The sequence below is a fragment of the Acinetobacter oleivorans DR1 genome (assembly GCF_000196795.1).
Taxonomy (GTDB): domain Bacteria; phylum Pseudomonadota; class Gammaproteobacteria; order Pseudomonadales; family Moraxellaceae; genus Acinetobacter; species Acinetobacter oleivorans.
This window is the reverse complement of sequence record NC_014259.1, coordinates 3,244,128-3,266,099: the sequence shown is the minus strand read 5'-3', so window position 1 is coordinate 3,266,099 and position 21,972 is coordinate 3,244,128. Positions and strand designations below refer to the sequence as shown.

Below are 21,972 nucleotides of genomic sequence, written 5' to 3'. Positions count from 1 at the left end.
TGTCAGCTAGTCATTATTCTAAAAAAACAGCCGTTATAAGAACGGCTGTTTTTTAAACTCTAGAAATCTATTAATTAAAGATTATCTAGATATTTTTCAGCATCAAGAGCCGCCATACAGCCTGACCCAGCAGAAGTAATCGCTTGACGATAAATGCTGTCAGCGACGTCACCAGCAGCAAAAACACCAGCTACAGAAGTTGCTGTTGCATTACCAGAAGTACCGCTTTGTACTTGAATATAGCCATCACGTAAGTTTAATTGACCATCAAACATTCCAGTATTTGGTTTGTGGCCAATTGCAACGAATAGACCATGAACCTCTACGTCTTGCTTAGATTCATCTTGAGTTGATTTAAGGCGAACACTTGTTACACCAGTATTGTCACCCAATACTTCTTCAACTTCGTGATTCCAGATAATGCTGATTTTGCCTTCTTTTTCTTTGGCAAATAAATGATCTTGCAAAATCTTTTCAGAACGTAAGCTATCACGGCGGTGTACTAGCGTTACATGTGAAGCAATATTTGATAAATAAAGCGCTTCTTCAACAGCAGTGTTACCACCACCTACAACCATTACTTTTTGGTTTTTGTAGAAGAAACCATCACATGTTGCACATGCGCTTACGCCTTGACCCATAAAGTTTTGTTCAGACTCTAGGCCAAGATATTGAGCTGTAGCACCAGTTGCAATAATCAAAGCATCACATGTGTACTCTTCCATATCACCTTTTAGAACAAAAGGACGTACGTTTAAGTCCACTTCGTTAATATGGTCATAGACGAGTTCTGTACCAAAGCGTTCAGCATGTGCTTGCATACGATCCATTAATGCAGGACCTGTTAAACCTTCAGGATCGCCCGGCCAGTTGTCAACTTCGGTTGTTGTTGTAAGTTGCCCACCTAGTTGTAAACCTGCAATCAAAGTAGGTTTAAGGTTTGCACGCGCTGCATATACCGCTGCACTATAGCCCGCAGGGCCAGAACCGAGAATAATTAACCGAGAATGACGAGCACTCATTGAGGGTATCCTTATTTATTTCGAGAATTTTGAAAATTATACGTGAATTTGCCGATCAATAGCGTTAAATCAATGTGGATAATATTGATCAGGTCAATCGAATTAAGTTATATAACAATATAGAAGTGCCTCATGTTAACAACAACTGTAAAGAATCATGCACCTTTTTTGTAAGAACAGGTGCATAATATAAAGTTCATTCGTTGAAGATCTAGAATGTAGTTCTTCACATCTCTAAACCAATAATTAAATGGGTTACAGGACAGTATATGACTGCGGTGTCGAGTGTTTATGCACAGCGCTTATTGATGACATTATTCTTGGTTTCTTTTGGCATTTATATGTTTCTGGCAACAGTAACATATACACCATTTGATCCGGGCTGGATGCATATTTCCAGTGATACTCAGCAAGTATCCAATGCAAGTGGTATTGCTGGCGCATGGATTGCAGATTTGCTGTTTGGTTTTTTAGGATGGGCAAGTTTGCTTATTCCAATTTTCCTTTTTATTGAAGCAATACAAGTGTGGTGGCCACGTAGTTTTTTAAACCGCCCATTTCGTTATGCTGCACAATTCTTTTTAATTTTGGTTGTGTCTAGCCTGCTTTATTTACATTGGAATGTGCCGGCAGATACTTTAGATAATGCGGCTGGGGGAATTATTGGTTACGAGTTAGGTCAAAGCCTATCTCAATTGCTAACAATTTACGGTGCGACTTTATTCTTACTCGTTTTCGGAGTGGTTTTGTTTACTCTTGCATTTGGGGTGCAATGGAGCAAAACATGGGTTACGCTTAAAGCGACACCAAGCTATTTACAAGATTTATTTTATAAAAACGTATCACCAAACGAATCGGATTATGACTTAACAACTCAGCCTGCTAACAAAGCAGCGGCAGTTAAAGTTGCACAAAACACTGAAGCCAATGCTTCAGATGAAAAAGAAGTGCCAGTTCAATCTGAAACTACTCAATCACAACCTACAGCAACACGACATGATGCGGTTGCTGAAAGGTTATTTGCAGATGTCTTAGCGAAAGAGCAGAGCCGACCTGAACCTGTAGTAGTTGAGCCAGTTGCAAATACTCAAAACTTTGAACATACGCTTGAGCAAGCCCATAAGCTTGAAAAAGATAGCCAACGTTTAGTGGCTACGGGTGAAGTGTGGCGTGCTTTACAACGTGATGATGCGAGTCATAAGCAAGAAATTGATGCACTTTTAAGAGCAGCTGATGATTCAACAGAACAAGCTCCTGCTCATGAGCAATTCCAGCAAACTCTTTCACAAGTTCATCAAACTCAACCTACAGCTAAACAAGACCTACATGGTCTTGACTGGAATGATGATGAAATTTTTGATGAGTTGCTTGCTGCGGTTCCAAACAGTAAAACTGCAACAGATGTGCATACACCATTTGTTCAAGATCAACATGTAGAAGCAGAACCAACTTCGCAATCTGTGAATATTGCGAATGAAACATCTTCACCTTTATCGAATGTAAATCAGTCACCTAAAAATTTAGCAAATGAACAAGTTTTTGAAGACTTTGATGATTTATTAATAGATGAAGATATTGCGCCCGCTGAACCTGTCAGAGCAAGTAGTTATGCGCAATCTTCAGCATTTGTAAAAGCTCCAATTCAAACGACTATTCAAGCCGATAAACTTTCAAAAGAAGAGTTTATTGAGGCATGGCAGGAAACTGCTGGAAAACCTCAAGAAAATCTTGATATTGATGAAGATGATTTCGATTTAGATGCGCCATTAACAGATGCAGCTGGTCGACCAATGTCTCGTGCAATGCAGGTTGCCAAGAAGCGTTTGGATTTACCTACTTTGCCAGGTCTTGATCTACTTGATAAGGTTGATCCGAATAAGAAAGTTAACTTCACTGAAGAGCAGCTTTCGCGTTTATCAGAATTACTTGAAATTAAGTTACAAGAATTTAACGTTAAGGCTCAAGTGGTTGAAGCTCAACCAGGGCCAGTAGTTACCCGTTTTGAATTAGATTTAGCACCGGGTGTTAAAGCATCTAAGGTAACCAATATTTCACGTGACTTAGCCCGTTCAATGTCGATGGCCTCTGTTCGTGTTGTGGAAGTCATTCCTGGTAAACCATATATTGGTATTGAAGTACCAAATAGTGCCCGTGAAATGGTGCGTTTGATTGAACTATTGGAAACGCCAACATATCGCGATCCAAGCGCATTAATCAGTATGGCGATGGGTAAAGATATTTCAGGTAATCCAGTATTAACTGATTTAGCGAAAGCCCCACACATGCTAGTTGCTGGTACAACGGGTTCTGGTAAATCGGTTGCGGTAAACTCGATGATTTTATCGATGTTGCTTAAATATACACCTGACCAGTTGCGTTTGATTTTAATCGATCCAAAACAGCTTGAACTTGCAAACTATAATGATATTCCACATTTATTAACTCCTGTTGTTACTGACATGAAAGATGCAGTAAGTGCGTTGAACTGGTGTGTGAATGAAATGGAACGTCGTTATAAGCTGATGTCATTCTTAAAGATTCGTAAATTAAGTGACTACAACCGTAAAGTTGAAGAAGCAATTGCGAATGGGGAAGATCTAATTGACCCAACTTGGAAACCAAGTGATTCGGCGACACAAGAACGCGCACCTCGTTTAACACCATTACCATCTATTGTGATTGTTGCGGATGAGTTTGCCGACATGATTATGCAGGTGGGTAAAAAAGCAGAAGAAATGATTACGCGTTTAGCGCAAAAATCTCGTGCTGCTGGTATTCACCTATTGCTTGCAACTCAACGTCCATCTGTTGATGTCATTACCGGTTTGATTAAAGCCAATATTCCAACGCGTGTCGCATTGCGTGTAAACAGTAAAATTGACTCGCGTACTATTTTGGATGCAGGTGGTGCAGAAGATTTGCTCGGTCATGGTGATATGCTGTTCTTAGGGCCTGGTAAAATCGAACCTGAGCGTGTGCATGGTGCATTCATTAGCGATGATGAAGTTAACCGCATTTGTGATGCTTGGCGTGAACGTGGTGAGCCAGATTATGTTGACGAAATCTTGACTCCATTTGATGAAGAACCAACTTCACGTGGTTTTGAAGAGGGTGAGGGAGGTTCTGACCGTGATGCACTTTATGATCAATGTGTGTCATTTGTTTTAGAAACTCGCAAAGCTTCTACATCGTCACTACAGCGTAAATTTAGCCTTGGTTATAACCGTGCTGCCCGTATCATTGATCAAATGGAAGAGAACGGCATTGTGAGCGCCATGGGGCCTAATGGTAAGCGAGATATTTTAGTTTAAGAACTTATCTTTATAAAAAAAGTCTCTCTGGAGGCTTTTTTTATAATTTAAATAAATTGAATCTATTTATAAAATGACTTAAAGATTTTAACGTATAGTAAAAAATGCTAATGTATTTTTCCTAAATAAATAACAACGAATTAAATCTGGAGGAAAACATGTTACTTGCTCTGATTACTTTAGCTTTTATCCATTTTTGTGCACTTATTACTCCAGGACCTGATTTTTTTCTTGTATCTCAAACAGCGATTAGTCGATCACGTAAAGACGCTATGCTAGTAGTGGGTGGTATCACAGCCGGTGTTATGTTTTGGGCTTGTTTGGCACTGATGGGATTAAATCTTATTTTTGAAAAAATGGCTTGGTTAAAGCAAGGTTTACTCATCGCCGGTGGCTTATATTTATGTTGGTTAGGCTATCAGATGTTGCGTTCGGCATTTTCAAAAAATCAGCAAGAAGATAATGTTGCTGTAGAGCTACCAAAAGCACCTTACCTATTTTTTATTAAAGGCCTCATAACCAATCTATCAAATCCTAAAGCTGTTATTTATTTTGGTAGTGTTTTCTCTTTATTTTTAACTAATCCTCAACTTGATCAGGTTCACTGGCTGCTCTTTATTATTGTCACAGTCGAAACAATTTTATGGTTCTGCTTTGTTACATTTATTTTTTCATTGCCAAGTTTTAGATCAGCTTATCGTAATTTTTCAAAATGGATTGATGGTATTTCTGGTGGCATTTTTACTGTGTTTGGTATTTTCCTCATTGGAAATCGATAAATTGAGATAAGAAAAAAGCCTCTTGAAGAGGCTTTTTATTTTTAAGCAAACTTTGCTAGAACTTCTAAAAATGGTGCCGATTGACGCGGAAATTTGGCAATCACATCATGGATGCATTGGCCTTCAGGGTCTTTGGCATTAATATTGCGTCCGTCCGCAATAAATTGAGTCAAAAGACGTTCATAGTCTGTTGGACGCATATGTTTGAATGCATGGTAGAGCACATGAAAATCTGCGTTCACACCCGCTGGCGGAAGTTGGTTGAGGTAGGCAAAAACACGCTCATCGGACCATTCTTCATTGAAAGTTGCTGGCTGTGATAATGCCATGACAATCTCCTCAGTTTTAAAAAAGGCAAAATAACTTGCGTTATTTTGCCTTGATTCTGTTTTATTGAATAGTCAGAAATAGAATTATCGTTCTTCAGGTAAATTGATATTCATTTCTAACATTTCGATATTAGCTTCAGAGCGAACCTGCATTTGGATATGCTGTTCACCTACACCGCTGACATAACGACTAACCACTTGCATGATTTCTTTCTTCATCTGATCAATCTTGTCTTGGCTTAAACGGCGGCCTAAACCTTGTTCAGAAGCAACAATAACTTTCAAACGATCTTTGGCAGTTTGAGCACTTGATGGTTTTTCTTCACTGCTAAATAATTTACTCCAGAATCCTGCCATATCTACGCTCCAAATAGTCGTGCTAACCAGCCTTTAGGTTGAGCTGTGATGTGTCTATAAGGACGGTCTTCACCAAGAAAGCGAGCAACCAAATCATCATAACCCTGACCAGCTTTAGTTTCTGAATACAGAATTACTGGCTTACCTTCGTTTGATGCTTGTAATACACTTGGACATTCTGGAATAACACCTAATGTCGGTACGCGTAAAATATCTTTAGAAATATCATCAATGGTCAGCATTTCCTGACGGTCTGCGCGTTCAGGGTTGAAGCGTGTAATACATAAATGTTTACGTATACGTCCTTCGTTTTGTTCAACTTTTTTGGTTTTGCTATCTAACATACCAATAATACGGTCAGAGTCACGTACTGAAGAGATTTCAGGGTTTGTTACAATGATTGCTTCATCTGCATGATACATGGCTAAAATTGCACCACGTTCAATACCAGCAGGTGAGTCACAAATGATGTAATCAAATTCTTGAGATAGCTCATCAATAACACGAGCAACACCATCGTCGCTCAACGCATCTTTATCACGTGTTTGTGAAGCCGGTAAAATATAAAGGTTTTCGATATCTTTATCGCGAATAAGGGCTTGCTGCAGACGTGCTTCGTTGTTAATTACATTGACAAAATCATAAACAACACGACGCTCACAACCCATAATTAAATCAAGGTTACGTAAGCCTACATCAAAATCAATCACAACAGTTTTATGACCACGAAGGGCTAAACCTGTTGCAAAAGATGCGCTCGTTGTAGTTTTACCTACACCACCTTTGCCTGATGTTACGACAACAATTTTGGCCACCGAATCCACTCCTATTATGGTCATTCACCCTTAAAAGGGCTGTTTTTTGGTGATTTGCTTAATAAACTAAAGTTCAATCGCTTCAAATTCAAGCTCTTGCTTTTCATTTAAATAAATATGTACTGGTTTTTTTACCACATGTTTAGGGATATCATCTGCGACACAATACGTTCCGGCAATGGAAACGAGCTCAGCCTCTAAAGATTGGCAAAAAATACGTGCAGCTGCGTGCCCGCCCGCACCAGCAATGACTCTACCACGAACTGTGCCATAAATATGTATATTTCCTGATGCAATCACTTCAGAACCACTATTCATGCCAGCTTTTAAAATAATATCGCCGTTATCTTGTACGAGGGATTGGCCTGTACGTAAAATTTCATCATGATAAGAGGTAATATGAGCAACCGCTATCTTGTTTAGTGGTTTTTTTGTTTCTGCTGAAGATGATGCAGGAGCAGTAGCAGGTTTTTCTACAATTGCGACTTGTTCTGTTGTGGCTTTAATACGCTGTAATGGTTGATCTGCCGGTAAAACAGGAAATTGAATAGCGCGAGCTTCATCTCCTAAAATACCGTCGATTACCGCCATAGGCTGTAGACCCAAGCTCACCAGAAGTTGAATTAATGCAATTAACTCTTGCTCAACCGTACTATCAATAATCACTAAAGTTCCTTGATAGGAACCTTCATTTAATATATTTGATAATTGCTGGCGGATCACATCATGATCATTGGTATCGAAGGTTATCCTGCTAAAGTTAACCATTCTGCCGGTAATCCGGATATCAGCCATAAGTCTTCCTTCAAGGCGTTAAAACGAGCTGTAATATCGTTAAGTTTATTGTAAATAGAGCAAATGCTAGAACAAATCGTGCCAATTCTCTAGCGTGTTTAATAAAAAATTAAGTAAATGCTTATTCTTTGATTCGATCATACTCCGCAAGCGTTTGTTGCCATTGTTTGACCTTGACCTGTTTTCGTACAGACTCCAGTGTCTCGAACACGACAGATTCAACCAATTGCTCAAGCTGACGATTATTAATATTTATTTCACTCACTTTTTGAGAAATTAATTGATAAGTAGAATTCGGACTGTTTGGTGATCCCTCAATTAAAGGTTCAATTAAACCTGCACTAATATTTTCACCTAATCTTTGCCCAATACTCTGAATTTGCTGTTCAATACGACCACCGACTAAAGGAATTAAGCGTAATAATTGGGTTAGCTCAGGTGTATCTACTATGGCCTGATCTACAATTTTCCCAACACCTGTTGTTATTGCCGGTTTTTGTCCTTTTAAAGCAGTTGCTAAAGATTCTTGTAATAATGCTGTTAGGGTAGCAGTAAATTGCTCACGATGATGATTAACTAAGTCGTGAATAATCTGTTTATGGCTAGAACTGGTTTGAAGTTCATATCTAATGCCATCAATCACGGTAATAACAACACGATCGGAAAGTTCTTCCATGACAACGCGATAATAAAATAAACCAGTCTTTCTCCAGCTTTCCGGAATAACTCGATAGCCCATTTCGTGTAAACGATAAGCAATAATCCCAGCTCGGAATAAACGTAGAAAACGAAGCTGAGGAATAATGGCTAAAATTTCATACCAGTGAATAAAAGGGAAAAAGAACCAACGTTTATGGTGTTTATTGATGATTGCAATGCTCCAGCGCACGAGCAGCTCAACAATTAAAAAACCAATAAACCAAGCTTCTGATGTGATCACCCACGGGTGTAATGAATTACGGTAAAAGCTCAATATCTGGGGCAAATGAATGTGTTCAAAGAACCATGCCCCAATACTGCTCATTAAAAAGAAATTAGTCGCAAGACAGAACAGGTTAAAAATAATAATAAACACCATAAAGATGTCATAGATCAAAAACAGCTTAAACGAAAGGCTGTTTGGATCTACATGATGATATTTCGTTTTTTTCCCAGCGCTGTTTTGCATAATAACGGATGCTTTCTTAAATATTTGTAGAGGTATATTGAGATTTCATTTGCTCAATAAGTTGATCTTTTTCGGTCCAGATTTCATGCACCCATTGTTGGAAACGTTCACGGTAAACCGCATCGTCTTCATAGTTTCCACCAAGAACCCAGTCTGGAATTTCAATTTTACGCAAATTTACTGCAATTCTTGAAACATCACCGAGCCAGAAATCGCTATATCCAGGAACGCCATTCGGATAGACAATTGTCATATCAACTAAGGCATCAATTTTGTCACCCAAAATATTCAAGGCAAGTGCCAAGCCACCTGCTTTTGGTTTAAGCAAATGCTTATATGGCGATTTTTGCTGGTCATGTTTTTCTTGAGTAAACCGAGTACCTTCTAAATAATTCAATAATGTGAAGGGCTGACTTAAAAGCTGTTCACAAGCTTTACGTGCTTCCATCATGTCACGGTCTTTGAGCTCAGGATTCTTTGCAACCTGTTCTTTTGTGTGACGTTTCATCATCGGGAAGCCTAGAATTTTAAAAGCTTGCCCAACGAAAGGAATAAAGATGAGTTCCCATTTGGTAAAGAAACGGGTGAGTGGCATACGCGTTAAACCAAAATATTGATTCACCGTTGTATCAACCCAACTTTGGTGGTTACACGTCATGAGATAACGACCTTGCATATTTAGGTCAAGTCCCTCATCAATCGTGATATCCCATTTTAGATTTGGTAAAACATGGTCAATTAACCAATTATTTACCCCTAACCAGCTATTTGTAATTTGAATATTGGTTTCATCTATTTTAGATGATTTTTTTAAAAGCTTAGTCAGACCTAGTGCAAGAACAGGTGGACCATGAAAAAACGTACTTCCTGTAATGACTGTACCTACAGTGAGTCCACGTGTAATTTTTTTTAGCGCAGATTGCTTATTGGGTGCAGTTGACATATGAATGACCCCGAATGTCTAAAATCCATAGAAAAGTTGTTCAACTATAACTGTCATAATATGAAATACAACGATATCTTAGACAACAATGAAGAAATTGTGATGAGGTAGCATCTTAAAGTGCATCAAAATATTACAAAAACATAACTAAACTGTTTATTATTAACAAAATATCAATGTTTTATACTTCCTTTTTGTTTCATTATTCACTCAACAACAAAACACTCAAAGTGAGGAGGCATGCAATGCGTGCATTAGTTATTTCAACAGTGGTAGGGGCAGCAGTAGTACTTTCTGGTTGTCAAACAACAGGTAACAACCTTGGTGGCGTTGAATACGATAAAGCCGCATTAGGTACATTAATCGGCGCAGCAGCTGGTTACGGTATTTCTAAATCAAGTGCAAACTCTAGCCGTCAAAACAACCGTGCTGCAGCAATTGGTGCAGTTTTAGGTGGTGCTAGTGGTTTATACCTTGACCAAAAAGAGAAAAAATTACGTCAACAAATGGCGGGTACTGGTGTAGACGTTGGCCGTAATCCAGATGGTTCTGTTCAATTAATTATGCCTGGTAGCATTACTTTTGATACAAACAAATCAAACATCAAGCCAAACTTCTACTCAACTTTAAACAAAGTTGCTCAAACTTTGGCTGAAGATAACAAGAGTGCAATTCTTGTAACAGGTTATACTGATAACACTGGTAATGATTCAATTAACATTCCATTATCACAAGCACGCGCTCAATCAGTACGTAGTTATTTAGCTAGCCAAGGCGTATCTGCTAGCCGTATCGACGCGCAAGGTTTTGGTTCATCTAACCCGATCGCAGATAACTCAACTGCAACTGGCCGTGAACAAAACCGTCGTGTAGAAATCAGCATTTATGCTAAACAATAAGATTTAGTTTATTGTTTCAAAAACCACCTTCGGGTGGTTTTTTTATGGGTGCAGTACAAGAAATAATCACGACATTCTGCGGCGCATAAATTGCATTATTAGACATCATTTATACATATCCATAGATTTACTATTGGGATTCTAAAACAGAGATGACTATAATCATGCTCGAAAAATTAAGAGGTAATACACGATGTCATCTGCCAGTCAATTGAACAACAAGCAAGAAGAAGCCATGAAATATACTCAGGGCCCTTTATTGGTGCTTGCTGGTGCTGGTTCAGGTAAAACATCGGTAATTACGCGTAAAATTGCCTATTTGGTGCAGCATTGCCGTATTCCAGCGCATCGTATCACTGCGATGACCTTCACAAACAAAGCTGCCCGTGAAATGAAAGAGCGTGTGACCAAGCTTTTGTCACGTGAAGAATCAAAAGGTTTATCTGTTTCGACTTTTCATACTTTTGGTTTAAACCTTTTACGTTTAGAACTTAAAAATTTACCTTTAAAAGCTAATTTTTCGATTTTAGATGCAGACGACTGTAAGCGTATTTTGATGGATTTGATGCATCGCGACAATTTGTCAGGTGCAGAGAGTAAAGAATTAATTGCTAAGGCAATGAAGAAAATTTCAGATTGGAAAAATGATCTGATCGTGCCAGAGCAAGCGCATTCAACTTGTGAAACACCTGAAGATGTACAGTTTGCCCATCTTTACCAGCTTTATGAACGTAATTTACGTGCCTACAATGCAGTCGATTTTGATGACTTGATTGTTATGCCAACACGTTTACTGCAAGAAAATGCAGAAGTACGTGATAAATGGCAAAACCGTGTTCGCTATTTATTGGTCGATGAATATCAAGATACCAACACCGCCCAGTATATTTTGGTGAAACTTTTAGTTGGGGTAATGGGGCAGTTCACCGCGGTAGGTGACGATGACCAGTCAATCTATGCGTGGCGTGGTGCTAAGCCTGAAAATATGGCTTTGCTTAAGCAGGATTTCCCAAATTTACAAATTATTAAACTTGAGCAGAACTATCGTTCAACCAGCCGTATTTTAAAAGCAGCGAACTGTGTTATTCAAAATAACCCGCATATTTTTGATAAGAAATTGTGGAGTGATAAAGGGCATGGTGAAGTCATCAGAATTATTACGTGTCGTAATGATGACGATGAAGCAGAGCGCGTGGTCAAAGACCTACTTACTCATAAGCTCATGAACGGTAAAAACTGGAAAGATTATGCGGTTTTATATCGTGGTAACTTTCAGGCGCGTGTATTAGAAACCCAGCTTCGCCAAATGCAAATCCCGTATAAACTCTCTGGTGGTACTTCGTTCTTCGCTCGTGCAGAAATTAAAGACGTGATGAGTTATTTGCGTCTTATTATTAACCCAGAAGATGACAGTGCTTTCTTGCGTATTATTAATACACCTAAACGTGCGATTGGCCCAGTTACTCTTGAGAAGTTAGGTTTATTCTCGCAAGAAAATAATTTGTCTTTACTTGGTGCTTCTGCTGATCAACGTTTAAGCATGGTGCTTCCTAAAAAGGCAGAAACTCAGCTTCATGAGTTTGCTGACTTTATCGCGACATTTACGCGTGAATTGTTAGAAGACGATGAACCTGTGCCTAAAGTTCGTCAAATGATGAACGAAGCCGGTTATATGGATTATGTTCGTGAACAGTCTGCAACACCTGCACAAGAGAAAAGTAAGCTCGATAACATTGAGAATTTATTTACCAGTATTCAAAACCTCATTAACCGTGCAGAAGACGTTGATGAAAAAAATATTGAAAGTGTCATTCGAAAACTGGTTCTGCTTGACCTTTTAGAACAGCAGCAGGAAGAAGAAGATACGGACAAAGTTAACTTACTGACTCTACATGCTGCAAAAGGTTTGGAATTCCCATATGTGTACATTATGGGACTCGAAGAAGAACTATTGCCGCATAAAAACTCGATTGCAGCAGAAACCATTGAGGAAGAACGCCGTCTCATGTACGTGGGAATTACCCGTGCACGTCAAGGTTTAACGTTAACACTGGCAGAACAGCGTAAAAATGGCGGACAGATGAAACAGATGACACCTAGCCGTTTCCTTGATGAACTTCCGCAAGATGAGCTCGAGTGGTTAGGGCGTAAAAAGAAAATTGCGGCTAATGTTGATCCTAAAGAACAGGCTCAACAATATCTGGCAAATTTAAAAGCTTTATTAAAGCGTTAATTTTTTTAATTTTTAGGAAATCCCATGAAAGTTCAAGTGAAATTGCTCGATCCGCGTTTAGGTAAAGAATGGCCTTTACCTTCATATGCAACAGCAGGTTCAGCGGGTTTAGATTTACGTGCCTGCGTCGATGAAGCAATTGATATTGAACCAGGACAAACTGTTTTAGTTAAAACAGGTATGGCAATTTATATTCATGATGTAAATTTTGCTGGTTTAATTTTACCGCGTTCAGGTTTAGGTCATAAACACGGTATCGTGCTTGGTAACCTAGTTGGTTTGATCGATTCAGATTACCAAGGTGAATTGATGGTTTCGGTTTGGAACCGTGGTCAAACAACCTTCCGTTTAGAACCAGGTGAGCGCTTGGCACAATATGTATTAGTGCCAGTCGTACAAGCTGAATTTGAGCAAGTAGAAGAATTTGAAGAAACTTTACGTGGCGCTGGTGGCTTTGGTCACACAGGTAAACAATAAGTTTTTTAAAATATTAACGAAAATCAAACGCCTGTTGAACAGGCGTTTCTTTTTATATCTTGAATGTTACAATGGATTATATTACAACACGCTTTACTCATATTCTTTTAACTTTTTTAGCAAACAAACCTTTCAAAAATTTTGAATAATCTATGTTTTTGCGATAGATCGGATTGATCTTTAAATAGAAGATACGCTATGAATGTAAGACACTCATTTCCAAAAAGTATTTTTCGTGCTTACGATATTAGAGGCAAACTTTCTTACTTAACCGCGGACGTTGTTCGTTCGATTGCCTACGGATTGGCACAACAATACAAACAAGCAGAACAAACTCAATTAGTGATTGGCTATGATGCCCGTCTCACAAGTCCAGCCTATGCACAATTAATTGAAGAGATTTTAATAGAACAAGGTTTAAACGTTACCAACATTGGCTGTTGTTCATCACCAATGATGTATTACATTGCGAGAGATTTTGGTGGCAATGGCATTATGGTGACTGCAAGCCATAATCCAAAATCGGATAATGGTATTAAGTGGATTTTAAAAGGTGAACCTCCATCTCCGGAAATGATTCAGCAGGTGGGTGACGAAGCTCAAAATTATGTACCAGCTCATTCCATTTCTGTACTTGAGTTAACATTACCTCAATTTAAAGCTGAATTTTGCCAGAAATACCAGCAAGCCATTTTTAAAGATATTCAATTAAAACGTCCTTTAAAAGTTATTTTAGATGGTTTACATGGCTCTGCTGGGCACTGCTCAAAATTAATATTGGAAAAAATGGGCTGTGAAGTCATTGCTTTACGAACCCATCCGAATGGAGAGTTTCCAGATCATGCACCAGACCCTTCGCATGCAGCTCATTTAACTCATTTGCGTAAAGCAGTGGTTGAGCAGCAGGCAGATATTGGCATTGCTCTGGATGGTGATGGAGACCGTGTCGTTTTAGTCGATGAAAAAGCCCAGATATTGACAGCAGACCGTTTATTATCACTTTTTGCGCAAATGTGTTTAGAACAACACCCTGAGCAAGAAATTGTTTTTGACGTGAAATGTTCACGCATGGTTCAAAAAACGGTTGAACAACTTGGCGGAAAAGCAAAAATGATCCGTACGGGAAGTAGCTTCTTAAGAGCTTATTTATCTCAGTCAAATGGACGCGCCATTTTTGGTGGAGAATATGCGGGCCACTACGTTTTTAATGATGGGCGTGGTTTCGGATACGACGATGGTCTATATGCTGCATTACGTGTAATGGAATATTTTACACAATCGAGTGCGACAACAATTTCTGAATTGTTTGCTCCTTATCCAGAAAGATGTTGTACAGAAGATACCTATATTGGTACGTATCAGTCTGATCCAAAGTATGTATTACAAGATATTGAAATTTTAAGTCATCGTTTAGGTGCCCGCATCAGTAAAATCGATGGCGTACGTCTTGATTTTGATGATGGTTTTGGCATTATTCGAGCATCAAATACTGGTGAATATTTTACAGTAAGATTTGATGCAGATAATCCTTTACGATTAAAGGAAATCCAGCAAAAATTTGTAGATATGTTGCAAGAGCACTATCCGCAAATTGCACAAGAACTTTCAGAGGCCTAAGTAAGGAGAGGCGTAATGCCCCAACATCAGCATATCGGTGTCGACAAAGCAAAAATCTTGATTGAAGCTTTGCCGTATATTCAACGTTTTACTGGTAAAACGCTGGTGGTGAAATACGGTGGCAACGCGATGACTGATCCGGAGCTCGAAAGTTCATTTGCCCGAGACATCGTTTTACTTAAAACTGTCGGGTTAAATCCGATTGTTGTTCACGGTGGTGGACCACAAGTAGACTCATTTTTAAAGCAGTTAGGCCGCGAGTCTGACCGTATTGACGGTATGCGTGTAACTGATGCTGCAACCATGGAAGTGGTTGAAATGGTATTAGGTGGTAGTGTAAATAAATCAATTGTTAACCTGATTAATAAACATGGTGGCCGTGCAATTGGTTTAACAGGTAAAGATGGTAATTTACTTCGTGCCCGTAAATTACTTATGGAAAAGCAAGAAGAAGACGGTTCTATCAAACATATCGACTTGGGTATGGTTGGTGAAGTGACTGGCGTTAAAACAGATGTATTGGAAATGTTCACTCAAAGTGACTTTATTCCAGTGATTGCACCATTAGGTGTGGATGAAGAAGGCAACACTTATAATATTAATGCTGATTTAGTTGCAGGTAAGGTTGCAGAAGCACTAGGCGCTGAAAAGTTAATTTTGCTTACCAATATTACTGGTGTGCTTGATGAAAATAAAAATCTGTTAACTGGCCTTACTACGCAAGAAGTTGATCGCCTCATTGAAACAGGTGTGATCTATGGCGGTATGATTCCTAAAGTAGGTTGTGCACTTGATGCTGTCAAAGGCGGTGTTGTAAGCGCACATATTGTTGATGGTCGCGTACCACATGCAACATTGCTTGAAATCTTCACTGATCATGGAGTGGGTACACTCATTTCTAATCGCACTAAAACAGCTTAAGAAATCCGTTATTCTCAATAAAAAGATCACCCTAGGTGGTCTTTTTTTATACCATTTTAATTTGGTCATTTTTTTGTCATGAGCTTTGACTAGTGTAAGGGGTGTCACTAGGAGCGTTCATTATGCTGGAAAAATTTAATCAATATCGCCAAACCTGGACTTTACCTTTAAATCGTCATAAAGCAATAAATCAGACACAATTTCGTTTTGAATGGGTTGATAATTTAAAAGAATTACAAGATGTACAGCGGTTTCGTGCCCAACAATTTAGCCAACAATTTGGAATTCATTTTGAAGATAACTTAGACCAAGACATTTATGATTTTGGTTGTGAGCATGCGGTCTTACGTGAAAAGTGGACTGGAGAGATTGTCGCGTATACCCGTCTAAAACTATTTCAAGGTCATGAGATTGCCCAAAGCTACAGCGCACATGAGTTTGATATTGTTCCTCAGTTATCACATCTTCCTAATGTATTAGAAATAGGGCGTACCTGTGTCCATCCTCGCTTTCGTAATGGTAAAGCATTATCGACACTGTGGTTGAATCTTGCACCGAAAGTGCTATGGTCAATGCGCGCTAAATATTTAATGGGCTGTGTCAGTATTCATCTACAAGATAATTTGGCTAGAGCGTACTACACGCATCGCCAGATTCAGCAATTATCTGAAAGTAAAACCATTGATATCCGTTCGAAAAAAATCTACGAACCTGAATATCCTGAGTTTAGTTTTCCACAAGATGAGCGTATGCCAAAGTTGTTCCAAATGTATTTGAGCATGCAATCAAAATTATCGAAACAGGCTTTTTTTGATGAAGAGTTTAACTGTCTAGATTATTTTGTATTTCTGGAAGTGAATAAAGTGGCGACTTCATTTGTCATGAATAAAATGGGTCAGCGTTAATCATATGTTCTATTTTCTAATAGCCAGCACATATTGAGATTTGCAAGCAATTTTACTCTCATGCACAATAGAGCAGATGGGGTAATTAGAAGTAGTTTAAAAGCGATATGTGCCAGCTATTAGGAATGAATTGTGCAACACCAACGGATATTACTTTTTCTTTCCGTGGTTTTTCACAGCGTGCAGGAATTACCTCAGACCATAGTGATGGATTTGGTATTGCATTTTTCGAAGATAAGGCTTGTCGTTTATTTGTCGATAACCAGTCGGCAGTTGAATCTCCAATTGCCGATCTTATTCGTAATTATCCTATTAAATCACGTAACGTGATCGCGCATATTCGTAAAGCGACTCAAGGTAAAATCACTTTAGAAAATTCTCATCCCTTTATTCGAGAGTTGTGGGGGCGTCATTGGATTTTTGCCCATAATGGTGATTTACATGACTTTAATCCACCACTGAGTGGACGTTTTACGCCAGTGGGGAATACAGACAGTGAACGCGCATTTTGTTATTTGCTCGATCAACTCGTTGAAGCTTTTGGCTATGAAGAACCAAGCCTTGAACAGATATTTGAAGTATTAGAAAAAATTTCGCCACAAATCGCTGAGTACGGCACATTTAATTATTGCTTATCGAATGGCAAGGCATTATTTAGTTATGCGATTACTAAATTACATTGGTTGGTTCGAGAATATCCATTTAATCAGGCTCATTTAATTGATTTAGATGTTGAAGTTGATTTTAGTCAGGTAACAACCCCTGAAGATCGTGTAGCAGTAATAACAACTGAACCTTTAACACATAATGAAAACTGGACAGCTTATCAACCCGGTGAAATGATTTTATTTCAACATGGCGAGCCAATTAAAAAAGCTATTACTCATGTCGAGAGATTAAAGCGTGAGCAGGAAAATCCTGAAATTAAACGTATTACTCGTGCAGATCAATATTAATATAAAGTATATTTAAAATATATAAATAGGAATATCTATATATTAAACGTTTAATAATAAAGTATTTTGTTTAAAAAATACTTTATTATTTTAGTTGGTTAAATTTTTAAAAAACAAATAAAAACAATAATTTATGTTTAATATGATTTTTATATGATAAACCCGACAAAATAGCTTTGTTTTTATTTATATTCTTTAAATATATCATGATGTTTATGCAACAGTCATTGAACATCATTGGGGAGATGTATGAAAATGAAATGGGCTTCAGAATATAATACGGGTATTGATGTTATTGATGAGCAACATAAACGAATACTTGATTATATTAATGAAATTGATGATGTAAAAGATGATGAAGATAGACGTCGAATTAAAGATGTTTTAGATAATATTATTGATTACACGCAATCACATTTTACTTTCGAAGAAAGTTTGCAAGAGGAAGCAGATTATAAATATCGTGTACCACATAAACGTGTACATGACTTATTTATTAAAAAAATAGAGTTATATCGTGAGCGTTTTGAAATGGGACATACTGTTGAAAAAGAGCTACAAGAAATTTTAGCAAAATGGTTAATTAACCATATTCAACATGATGATGCTGATTATGTGGGGGCGGTAAAAGAAAATATGATGGGAATTATTAGAGAAAAAGAAAAGAAGAAAGGGAAAAACTGGTTTGCTCGGTTTTTCGCATAACTTAAATAACAAAACTTATAATTTTAGTTAGCGCAGCAAACTATCGTTTCGGTAGTTTGCTTTTTTTATTGAGCAAACTTTGATTTTCAGGCATGAGACGGGCAAAATATCTATAGTCTTTTTCAAGGAATGCATAATGCAGGACATACCTATGTCACGATGGTTATCGCCCCTGATGGCGTTTTGCTTATCTTTCATCATTATGGCGACATTGGCACCCGCTATGGGGATCCAGATTGATCGTCAAATCGATTTCTGGTTATTGTGGTTGGGCACAATGCTGTTATTGGCTTTACCAGTTTGTTATTTAGAAATTGCTTTAGCAAAACGGTCGAAGACTACTGCTCTAAATGCTTTATCAAGTTTAACTCGTGAAGCAGATAGTTCACCAAAATGGCGTTTGGCTGGTTGGCTTGCAGTTATTTTTATTCCATTTTTAGCCGGGAATGTACTGAGTACTGCTGGCAATTTACTGACAGTACAGCTTAATAACAGCGTTTCTGGGCAAATTGTTTTTGCTGGTCTTGCAGTTGCGGCTTTGATTTTATTTTTTATTCCGCGTCAGATTTTAATTGTGTTAATGACAGTTGGTGTAATCGCTTCTCTTGTTTTAGCTAATACAATGGGAACGACTTTACATCCTTGGCATTGGACAAATGTTGAGTTTAAAGAATGGGGTAATGCAACTGTACTTGCTCTTGTTGCGAGTGGTTTAGGCTTAGGGCTTTACTGGCAGAATAGCTTGTCTGTAATTCATTCTCAAGAAGGCGCTACCCGAACTGTACTTCCAATCTGGTTAGCTCAGTTAATTGCTGTCGTAGCGTTTGGTTTCTTTTCTCTTCAAGCACAGCTTCCTGTTTTTACCTGGATTTTTACTGCGGTAATGACAACAGCTCTGTTTATTCAACTTGCTAAAGAGCAGCTTGCTCAACGTCAACTGATGTACGTTTTACAATGGGTGATTATTGTTGTAGCAATTGCGGTTTGGGCTGTGCCTGAACTTCACGGCATCTTTACGCTGATTTTGATGCTTTGGGGATTACTCATTTGCCTGATCTATGCAATTTTTGCTGGTTGGATTATGAAAATTAGCCACTTGCGTAAATCAATGAATTTTAGCAATGAGTTGTTCTATAACTTGTGGCGTATTGCGGTACGTATTGTTTTACCGCTTTCAATTGTAATTGCCATGGTTGCGGTAGTTGGACAAATTATCTGATGGAAAAAGCTCAGCAAGTGTGGGTTGCTTATGCAGCCCCAGAGCAACAGTTTTTAGTTGCTGTTCCATTTGAAGCTGGAATGACAGCATTACAAGCAATTGAAGCGAGTGGGCTGCAGAAACAGGTAAGTTTACCTGAGCCATTACAACTTGGCATATTTGGTGCAAAAGTTGAAGCACATGCGATTTTACAAGCAGGTGATCGGGTAGAGGTCTATCGGTCTTTAACGATTAATCCTAAGGATATACGCCGTAAACGCGCCGAGCAAAATCCTGTGGGGCGATATATTAAAAGTAATCGCTTAAAGCAATAAGCCCCATAAATAAAACCCCTCGAAGTATTTCACTTGAGGGGTTTATTTTTATTAGAAAAAACGATTATAGTGGTGGGGCAGTTAAAATCGCTTCTTTAGAAGCAGGTAAACCTGGTTGCGACTCTGGAATAGTTTCTAAACCTTCAATTTTAGTTACTGTGCCAGTGCCATCAAAGTAAATTTTTAAATGCTGACCATGTGCTGCGGGGATTTTTGCCTTTTTAGCATAAGTTCCCGGGATATAGTTGTAAATGTAGTCCCAACGCTGAGGATTGAGTGGATCAGTCACAGTTGGACTACCAAGCAAAAAACGCACTTGCTGGAAATTCATGCCGACTTGTACTTGAGAGGCCTGAGCTTTGGTCAAAGGAGTCCCTTGAGGAATATCAACCTTATATACACCAAAGATTGAACAACCAGCAAGGAGTGAAGTGACTAATAACGTCAGCACGAGTTTTTGCATTTTGCTACACTATCCCAATAAATTATGATGCATTTGATCAAAGGATAGATCATACTTCATCTAAATTCTATTGCCTATTCCAACTTGAGATTTGTTGAGAGACCTTTTTTCATGCCTATTTCCAATCAAGATTTGCGCAAAGCTGGACTTAAAGTTACCCTTCCACGAATTAAGATTTTGGAATTATTAGAAAATTCAAAGCAACATCATCTTAGTGCTGAAGATATTTACAAGACTTTGTTAGAACAAGGGGAAGATGTCGGTCTTGCGACAGTTTACCGTGTGTTAACACAATTTGAAGCTGCAGGTATCATTCAGCGTCATCATTTCGAAAATAATCATTCTGTTTTCGAAATTATGCAAGAAGATCATCACGATCATTTGGTTTGCCATAATTGCAACAAAGTTATTGAATTTACTAATGATGTTATCGAGAAGGAACAGCATGCTGTAGCAGAGCAACATGGGTTTACCTTAACGGGTCACTCATTAAACCTCTACGGTTACTGTAACGAACCTGAATGTCAGGAAGTTCTGCGTAAGAAATAATCGTTTTCACACAAAGGAAACAAATAAAAAAGGAAGGTTACGTTTAACCTTCCTTTTTTTATGAAGAAATTACTGTCGGTCGAAGGTTAAATGCTGATTTGTGCCTGCAATTTGATCAGGTCCTTCTTCAGCAAGCTTAATCGTCAAACGTAAATCATTTGGTGAGTCGGCATGTTTTAATGCATCTTTGTAGGTAATTTGGCCTGCTTTATAGAGATCAAACAACGCTTGGTCAAAGGTTTGCATACCGAGTTCACGTGAGCGTTTCATTAAATCTTTAATTTCATGAATTTCACCTTTACGAATGTAATCTGAAATTAATGGTGAGTTAATTAAAATTTCAATTGCGGCGCGGCGAGAATTGCCATCCGGTGTTGGAATAAGTTGCTGAGCAATCATGGCCTTTAAGTTAAGAGATAAGTCCATGTAGAGCTGACTGTGGCGGTCACTTTCAAAGAAGTGAATGATACGGTCGAGTGCTTGGTTAGCGTTGTTGGCGTGCATTGTGGCTAATACAAGGTGACCTGTTTCAGCAAAGCCAATCGCGTAGTCCATAACTTCACGAGATCGAATCTCACCAATCAAGATGACATCTGGTGCTTGTCGCAAAGTATTTTTTAAGGCAATTTCAAATGAGTCCGTATCGATTCCGACTTCACGTTGGGTAATGATGCAGCCCGCATGTTCGTGAATAAACTCGATTGGGTCTTCAATGGTAATGATATGACCTTTAGTGTTGTGGTTACGATAGCTAATCATTGAAGCCAAAGACGTCGATTTACCTGTACCTGTCGCACCAACAAAAATAATGATACCGCGTTTGGTCATTGATAAATCTTTAAGAACAGGTGGTAACTGCAAGTCATCAATTGAAGGAATTTTAGTTTCAATTCGACGTAGCACCATGCCGGGCATGTCACGCTGCTGAAAAGCACTCACACGAAAGCGGGCAGTTTTATCACGGTTCATGATGGCAAAGTTACATTCACGAGTGTCTGCAAATTCTTTGCGTTGCTTTTCGCTCATGATGGAATGTAAGAGTTGACCAATTACTTCGCCTGAAAGACTATTTTTTGAAATTGGAACAATTTGCCCGTTAATCTTCATAGATGGCGCAACACCATCTGTAATAAAAAGATCGGATGATTTTTTTTCAACCATGAGGTTGAGTAAGTCATTAAAATCCATATTTATT

General features: G+C 38.5%; 22 protein-coding genes. 13 read left to right on the top strand and 9 right to left on the bottom strand.

Going from position 1 to position 21,972, the window contains the following annotated elements; translation table 11 throughout:
- Window positions 1-74: 74 nt before the first annotated feature.
- Window positions 75-1,022: a thioredoxin-disulfide reductase gene (gene trxB / locus AOLE_RS15310; protein WP_013198771.1), complete on the bottom strand. Its 948-nt coding sequence runs from the start codon at window positions 1,020-1,022 to the stop codon at window positions 75-77.
- Between the two features lie 269 nt (window positions 1,023-1,291).
- Here trxB and AOLE_RS15305 point away from each other — a divergent pair, with 269 nt between their 5' ends.
- Complete coding sequence (locus AOLE_RS15305; protein ID WP_013198770.1) at window positions 1,292-4,333, top strand: DNA translocase FtsK; 3,042 nt, start codon at window positions 1,292-1,294, stop codon at window positions 4,331-4,333.
- A gap of 158 nt (window positions 4,334-4,491) precedes the next feature.
- Entirely contained in the window at window positions 4,492-5,112 is a 621-nt protein-coding gene (gene rhtC, locus AOLE_RS15300; protein ID WP_013198769.1) for a threonine export protein RhtC, read from the top strand.
- Between the two features lie 41 nt (window positions 5,113-5,153).
- Here rhtC and AOLE_RS15295 read toward each other — a convergent pair whose 3' ends face one another.
- The 6 genes from AOLE_RS15295 to AOLE_RS15270 form a co-directional block, all read right to left on the bottom strand.
- On the bottom strand, window positions 5,154-5,441 hold the full coding sequence (locus AOLE_RS15295; RefSeq protein WP_013198768.1) for a PA4642 family protein: 288 nt from the start codon (window positions 5,439-5,441) through the stop codon (window positions 5,154-5,156).
- An 84-nt stretch (window positions 5,442-5,525) separates the two neighbouring features.
- On the bottom strand, window positions 5,526-5,798 hold the full coding sequence (minE, locus tag AOLE_RS15290) for a cell division topological specificity factor MinE (protein ID WP_000896934.1): 273 nt from the start codon (window positions 5,796-5,798) through the stop codon (window positions 5,526-5,528).
- Window positions 5,799-5,800: 2 nt separating this feature from the next.
- Entirely contained in the window at window positions 5,801-6,613 is an 813-nt protein-coding gene (gene minD, locus AOLE_RS15285) for a septum site-determining protein MinD (RefSeq protein WP_004794144.1), read from the bottom strand.
- Between the two features lie 66 nt (window positions 6,614-6,679).
- A complete protein-coding gene (gene minC, locus AOLE_RS15280) occupies window positions 6,680-7,408 on the bottom strand; it encodes a septum site-determining protein MinC (protein ID WP_004641649.1) in 729 nt (242 codons plus the stop codon).
- A 121-nt stretch (window positions 7,409-7,529) separates the two neighbouring features.
- Window positions 7,530-8,576, bottom strand: a complete 1,047-nt coding sequence (locus tag AOLE_RS15275; RefSeq protein ID WP_013198767.1) for a hypothetical protein — start codon at window positions 8,574-8,576, stop codon at window positions 7,530-7,532.
- Between the two features lie 16 nt (window positions 8,577-8,592).
- Window positions 8,593-9,519 carry an acyltransferase gene (locus tag AOLE_RS15270; protein WP_013198766.1) on the bottom strand — a complete coding sequence of 309 codons (927 nt, stop codon included), beginning with the start codon at window positions 9,517-9,519 and terminating at the stop codon, window positions 8,593-8,595.
- A gap of 245 nt (window positions 9,520-9,764) precedes the next feature.
- Here AOLE_RS15270 and AOLE_RS15265 point away from each other — a divergent pair, with 245 nt between their 5' ends.
- The 10 genes from AOLE_RS15265 (at window position 9,765) to AOLE_RS15220 (ending at window position 19,765) form a co-directional block, all read left to right on the top strand.
- Complete coding sequence (locus tag AOLE_RS15265; RefSeq protein WP_004794137.1) at window positions 9,765-10,418, top strand: OmpA family protein; 654 nt, start codon at window positions 9,765-9,767, stop codon at window positions 10,416-10,418.
- Between the two features lie 193 nt (window positions 10,419-10,611).
- Window positions 10,612-12,651: a UvrD-helicase domain-containing protein gene (locus AOLE_RS15260; protein ID WP_004794135.1), complete on the top strand. Its 2,040-nt coding sequence runs from the start codon at window positions 10,612-10,614 to the stop codon at window positions 12,649-12,651.
- A gap of 24 nt (window positions 12,652-12,675) precedes the next feature.
- A complete protein-coding gene (gene dut, locus AOLE_RS15255; protein WP_003653255.1) occupies window positions 12,676-13,128 on the top strand; it encodes a dUTP diphosphatase in 453 nt (150 codons plus the stop codon).
- A gap of 198 nt (window positions 13,129-13,326) precedes the next feature.
- The gene (locus AOLE_RS15250; protein ID WP_013198765.1) at window positions 13,327-14,745 is read left to right on the top strand and encodes a phosphomannomutase/phosphoglucomutase; all 1,419 of its coding nucleotides are present in this window, start codon (window positions 13,327-13,329) and stop codon (window positions 14,743-14,745) included.
- A 15-nt stretch (window positions 14,746-14,760) separates the two neighbouring features.
- Complete coding sequence (argB, locus tag AOLE_RS15245) at window positions 14,761-15,666, top strand: acetylglutamate kinase (protein WP_004794131.1); 906 nt, start codon at window positions 14,761-14,763, stop codon at window positions 15,664-15,666.
- 122 nt (window positions 15,667-15,788) lie between these two features.
- Window positions 15,789-16,571: a GNAT family N-acetyltransferase gene (locus AOLE_RS15240; RefSeq protein ID WP_004794129.1), complete on the top strand. Its 783-nt coding sequence runs from the start codon at window positions 15,789-15,791 to the stop codon at window positions 16,569-16,571.
- A 107-nt stretch (window positions 16,572-16,678) separates the two neighbouring features.
- Window positions 16,679-17,527 (top strand): class II glutamine amidotransferase, encoded by an 849-nt coding sequence (locus AOLE_RS15235; protein ID WP_013198764.1) that lies wholly within the window; start codon window positions 16,679-16,681, stop codon window positions 17,525-17,527.
- 249 nt (window positions 17,528-17,776) lie between these two features.
- Complete coding sequence (locus AOLE_RS15230) at window positions 17,777-18,232, top strand: bacteriohemerythrin (protein ID WP_013198763.1); 456 nt, start codon at window positions 17,777-17,779, stop codon at window positions 18,230-18,232.
- Between the two features lie 151 nt (window positions 18,233-18,383).
- On the top strand, window positions 18,384-19,451 hold the full coding sequence (locus AOLE_RS15225) for a hypothetical protein (RefSeq protein ID WP_023274309.1): 1,068 nt from the start codon (window positions 18,384-18,386) through the stop codon (window positions 19,449-19,451).
- The gene (locus AOLE_RS15220; RefSeq protein WP_013198761.1) at window positions 19,451-19,765 is read left to right on the top strand and encodes an RnfH family protein; all 315 of its coding nucleotides are present in this window, start codon (window positions 19,451-19,453) and stop codon (window positions 19,763-19,765) included. The genes AOLE_RS15225 and AOLE_RS15220 overlap by 1 nt, the downstream gene beginning before the upstream one ends.
- 64 nt (window positions 19,766-19,829) lie before the next feature.
- Here the strand turns inward: AOLE_RS15220 and AOLE_RS15215 are convergent, their stop codons facing one another.
- Window positions 19,830-20,228: an outer membrane protein assembly factor BamE gene (locus AOLE_RS15215; RefSeq protein WP_003653245.1), complete on the bottom strand. Its 399-nt coding sequence runs from the start codon at window positions 20,226-20,228 to the stop codon at window positions 19,830-19,832.
- A 111-nt stretch (window positions 20,229-20,339) separates the two neighbouring features.
- Here AOLE_RS15215 and fur point away from each other — a divergent pair, with 111 nt between their 5' ends.
- Window positions 20,340-20,777 (top strand): ferric iron uptake transcriptional regulator, encoded by a 438-nt coding sequence (gene fur / locus AOLE_RS15210; RefSeq protein ID WP_002121758.1) that lies wholly within the window; start codon window positions 20,340-20,342, stop codon window positions 20,775-20,777.
- 69 nt (window positions 20,778-20,846) lie between these two features.
- On the opposite strand, the gene AOLE_RS15205 is transcribed toward fur, so the two are convergent.
- Window positions 20,847-21,965 (bottom strand): PilT/PilU family type 4a pilus ATPase, encoded by a 1,119-nt coding sequence (locus tag AOLE_RS15205; protein ID WP_013198760.1) that lies wholly within the window; start codon window positions 21,963-21,965, stop codon window positions 20,847-20,849.
- Window positions 21,966-21,972 lie beyond the last annotated feature (7 nt).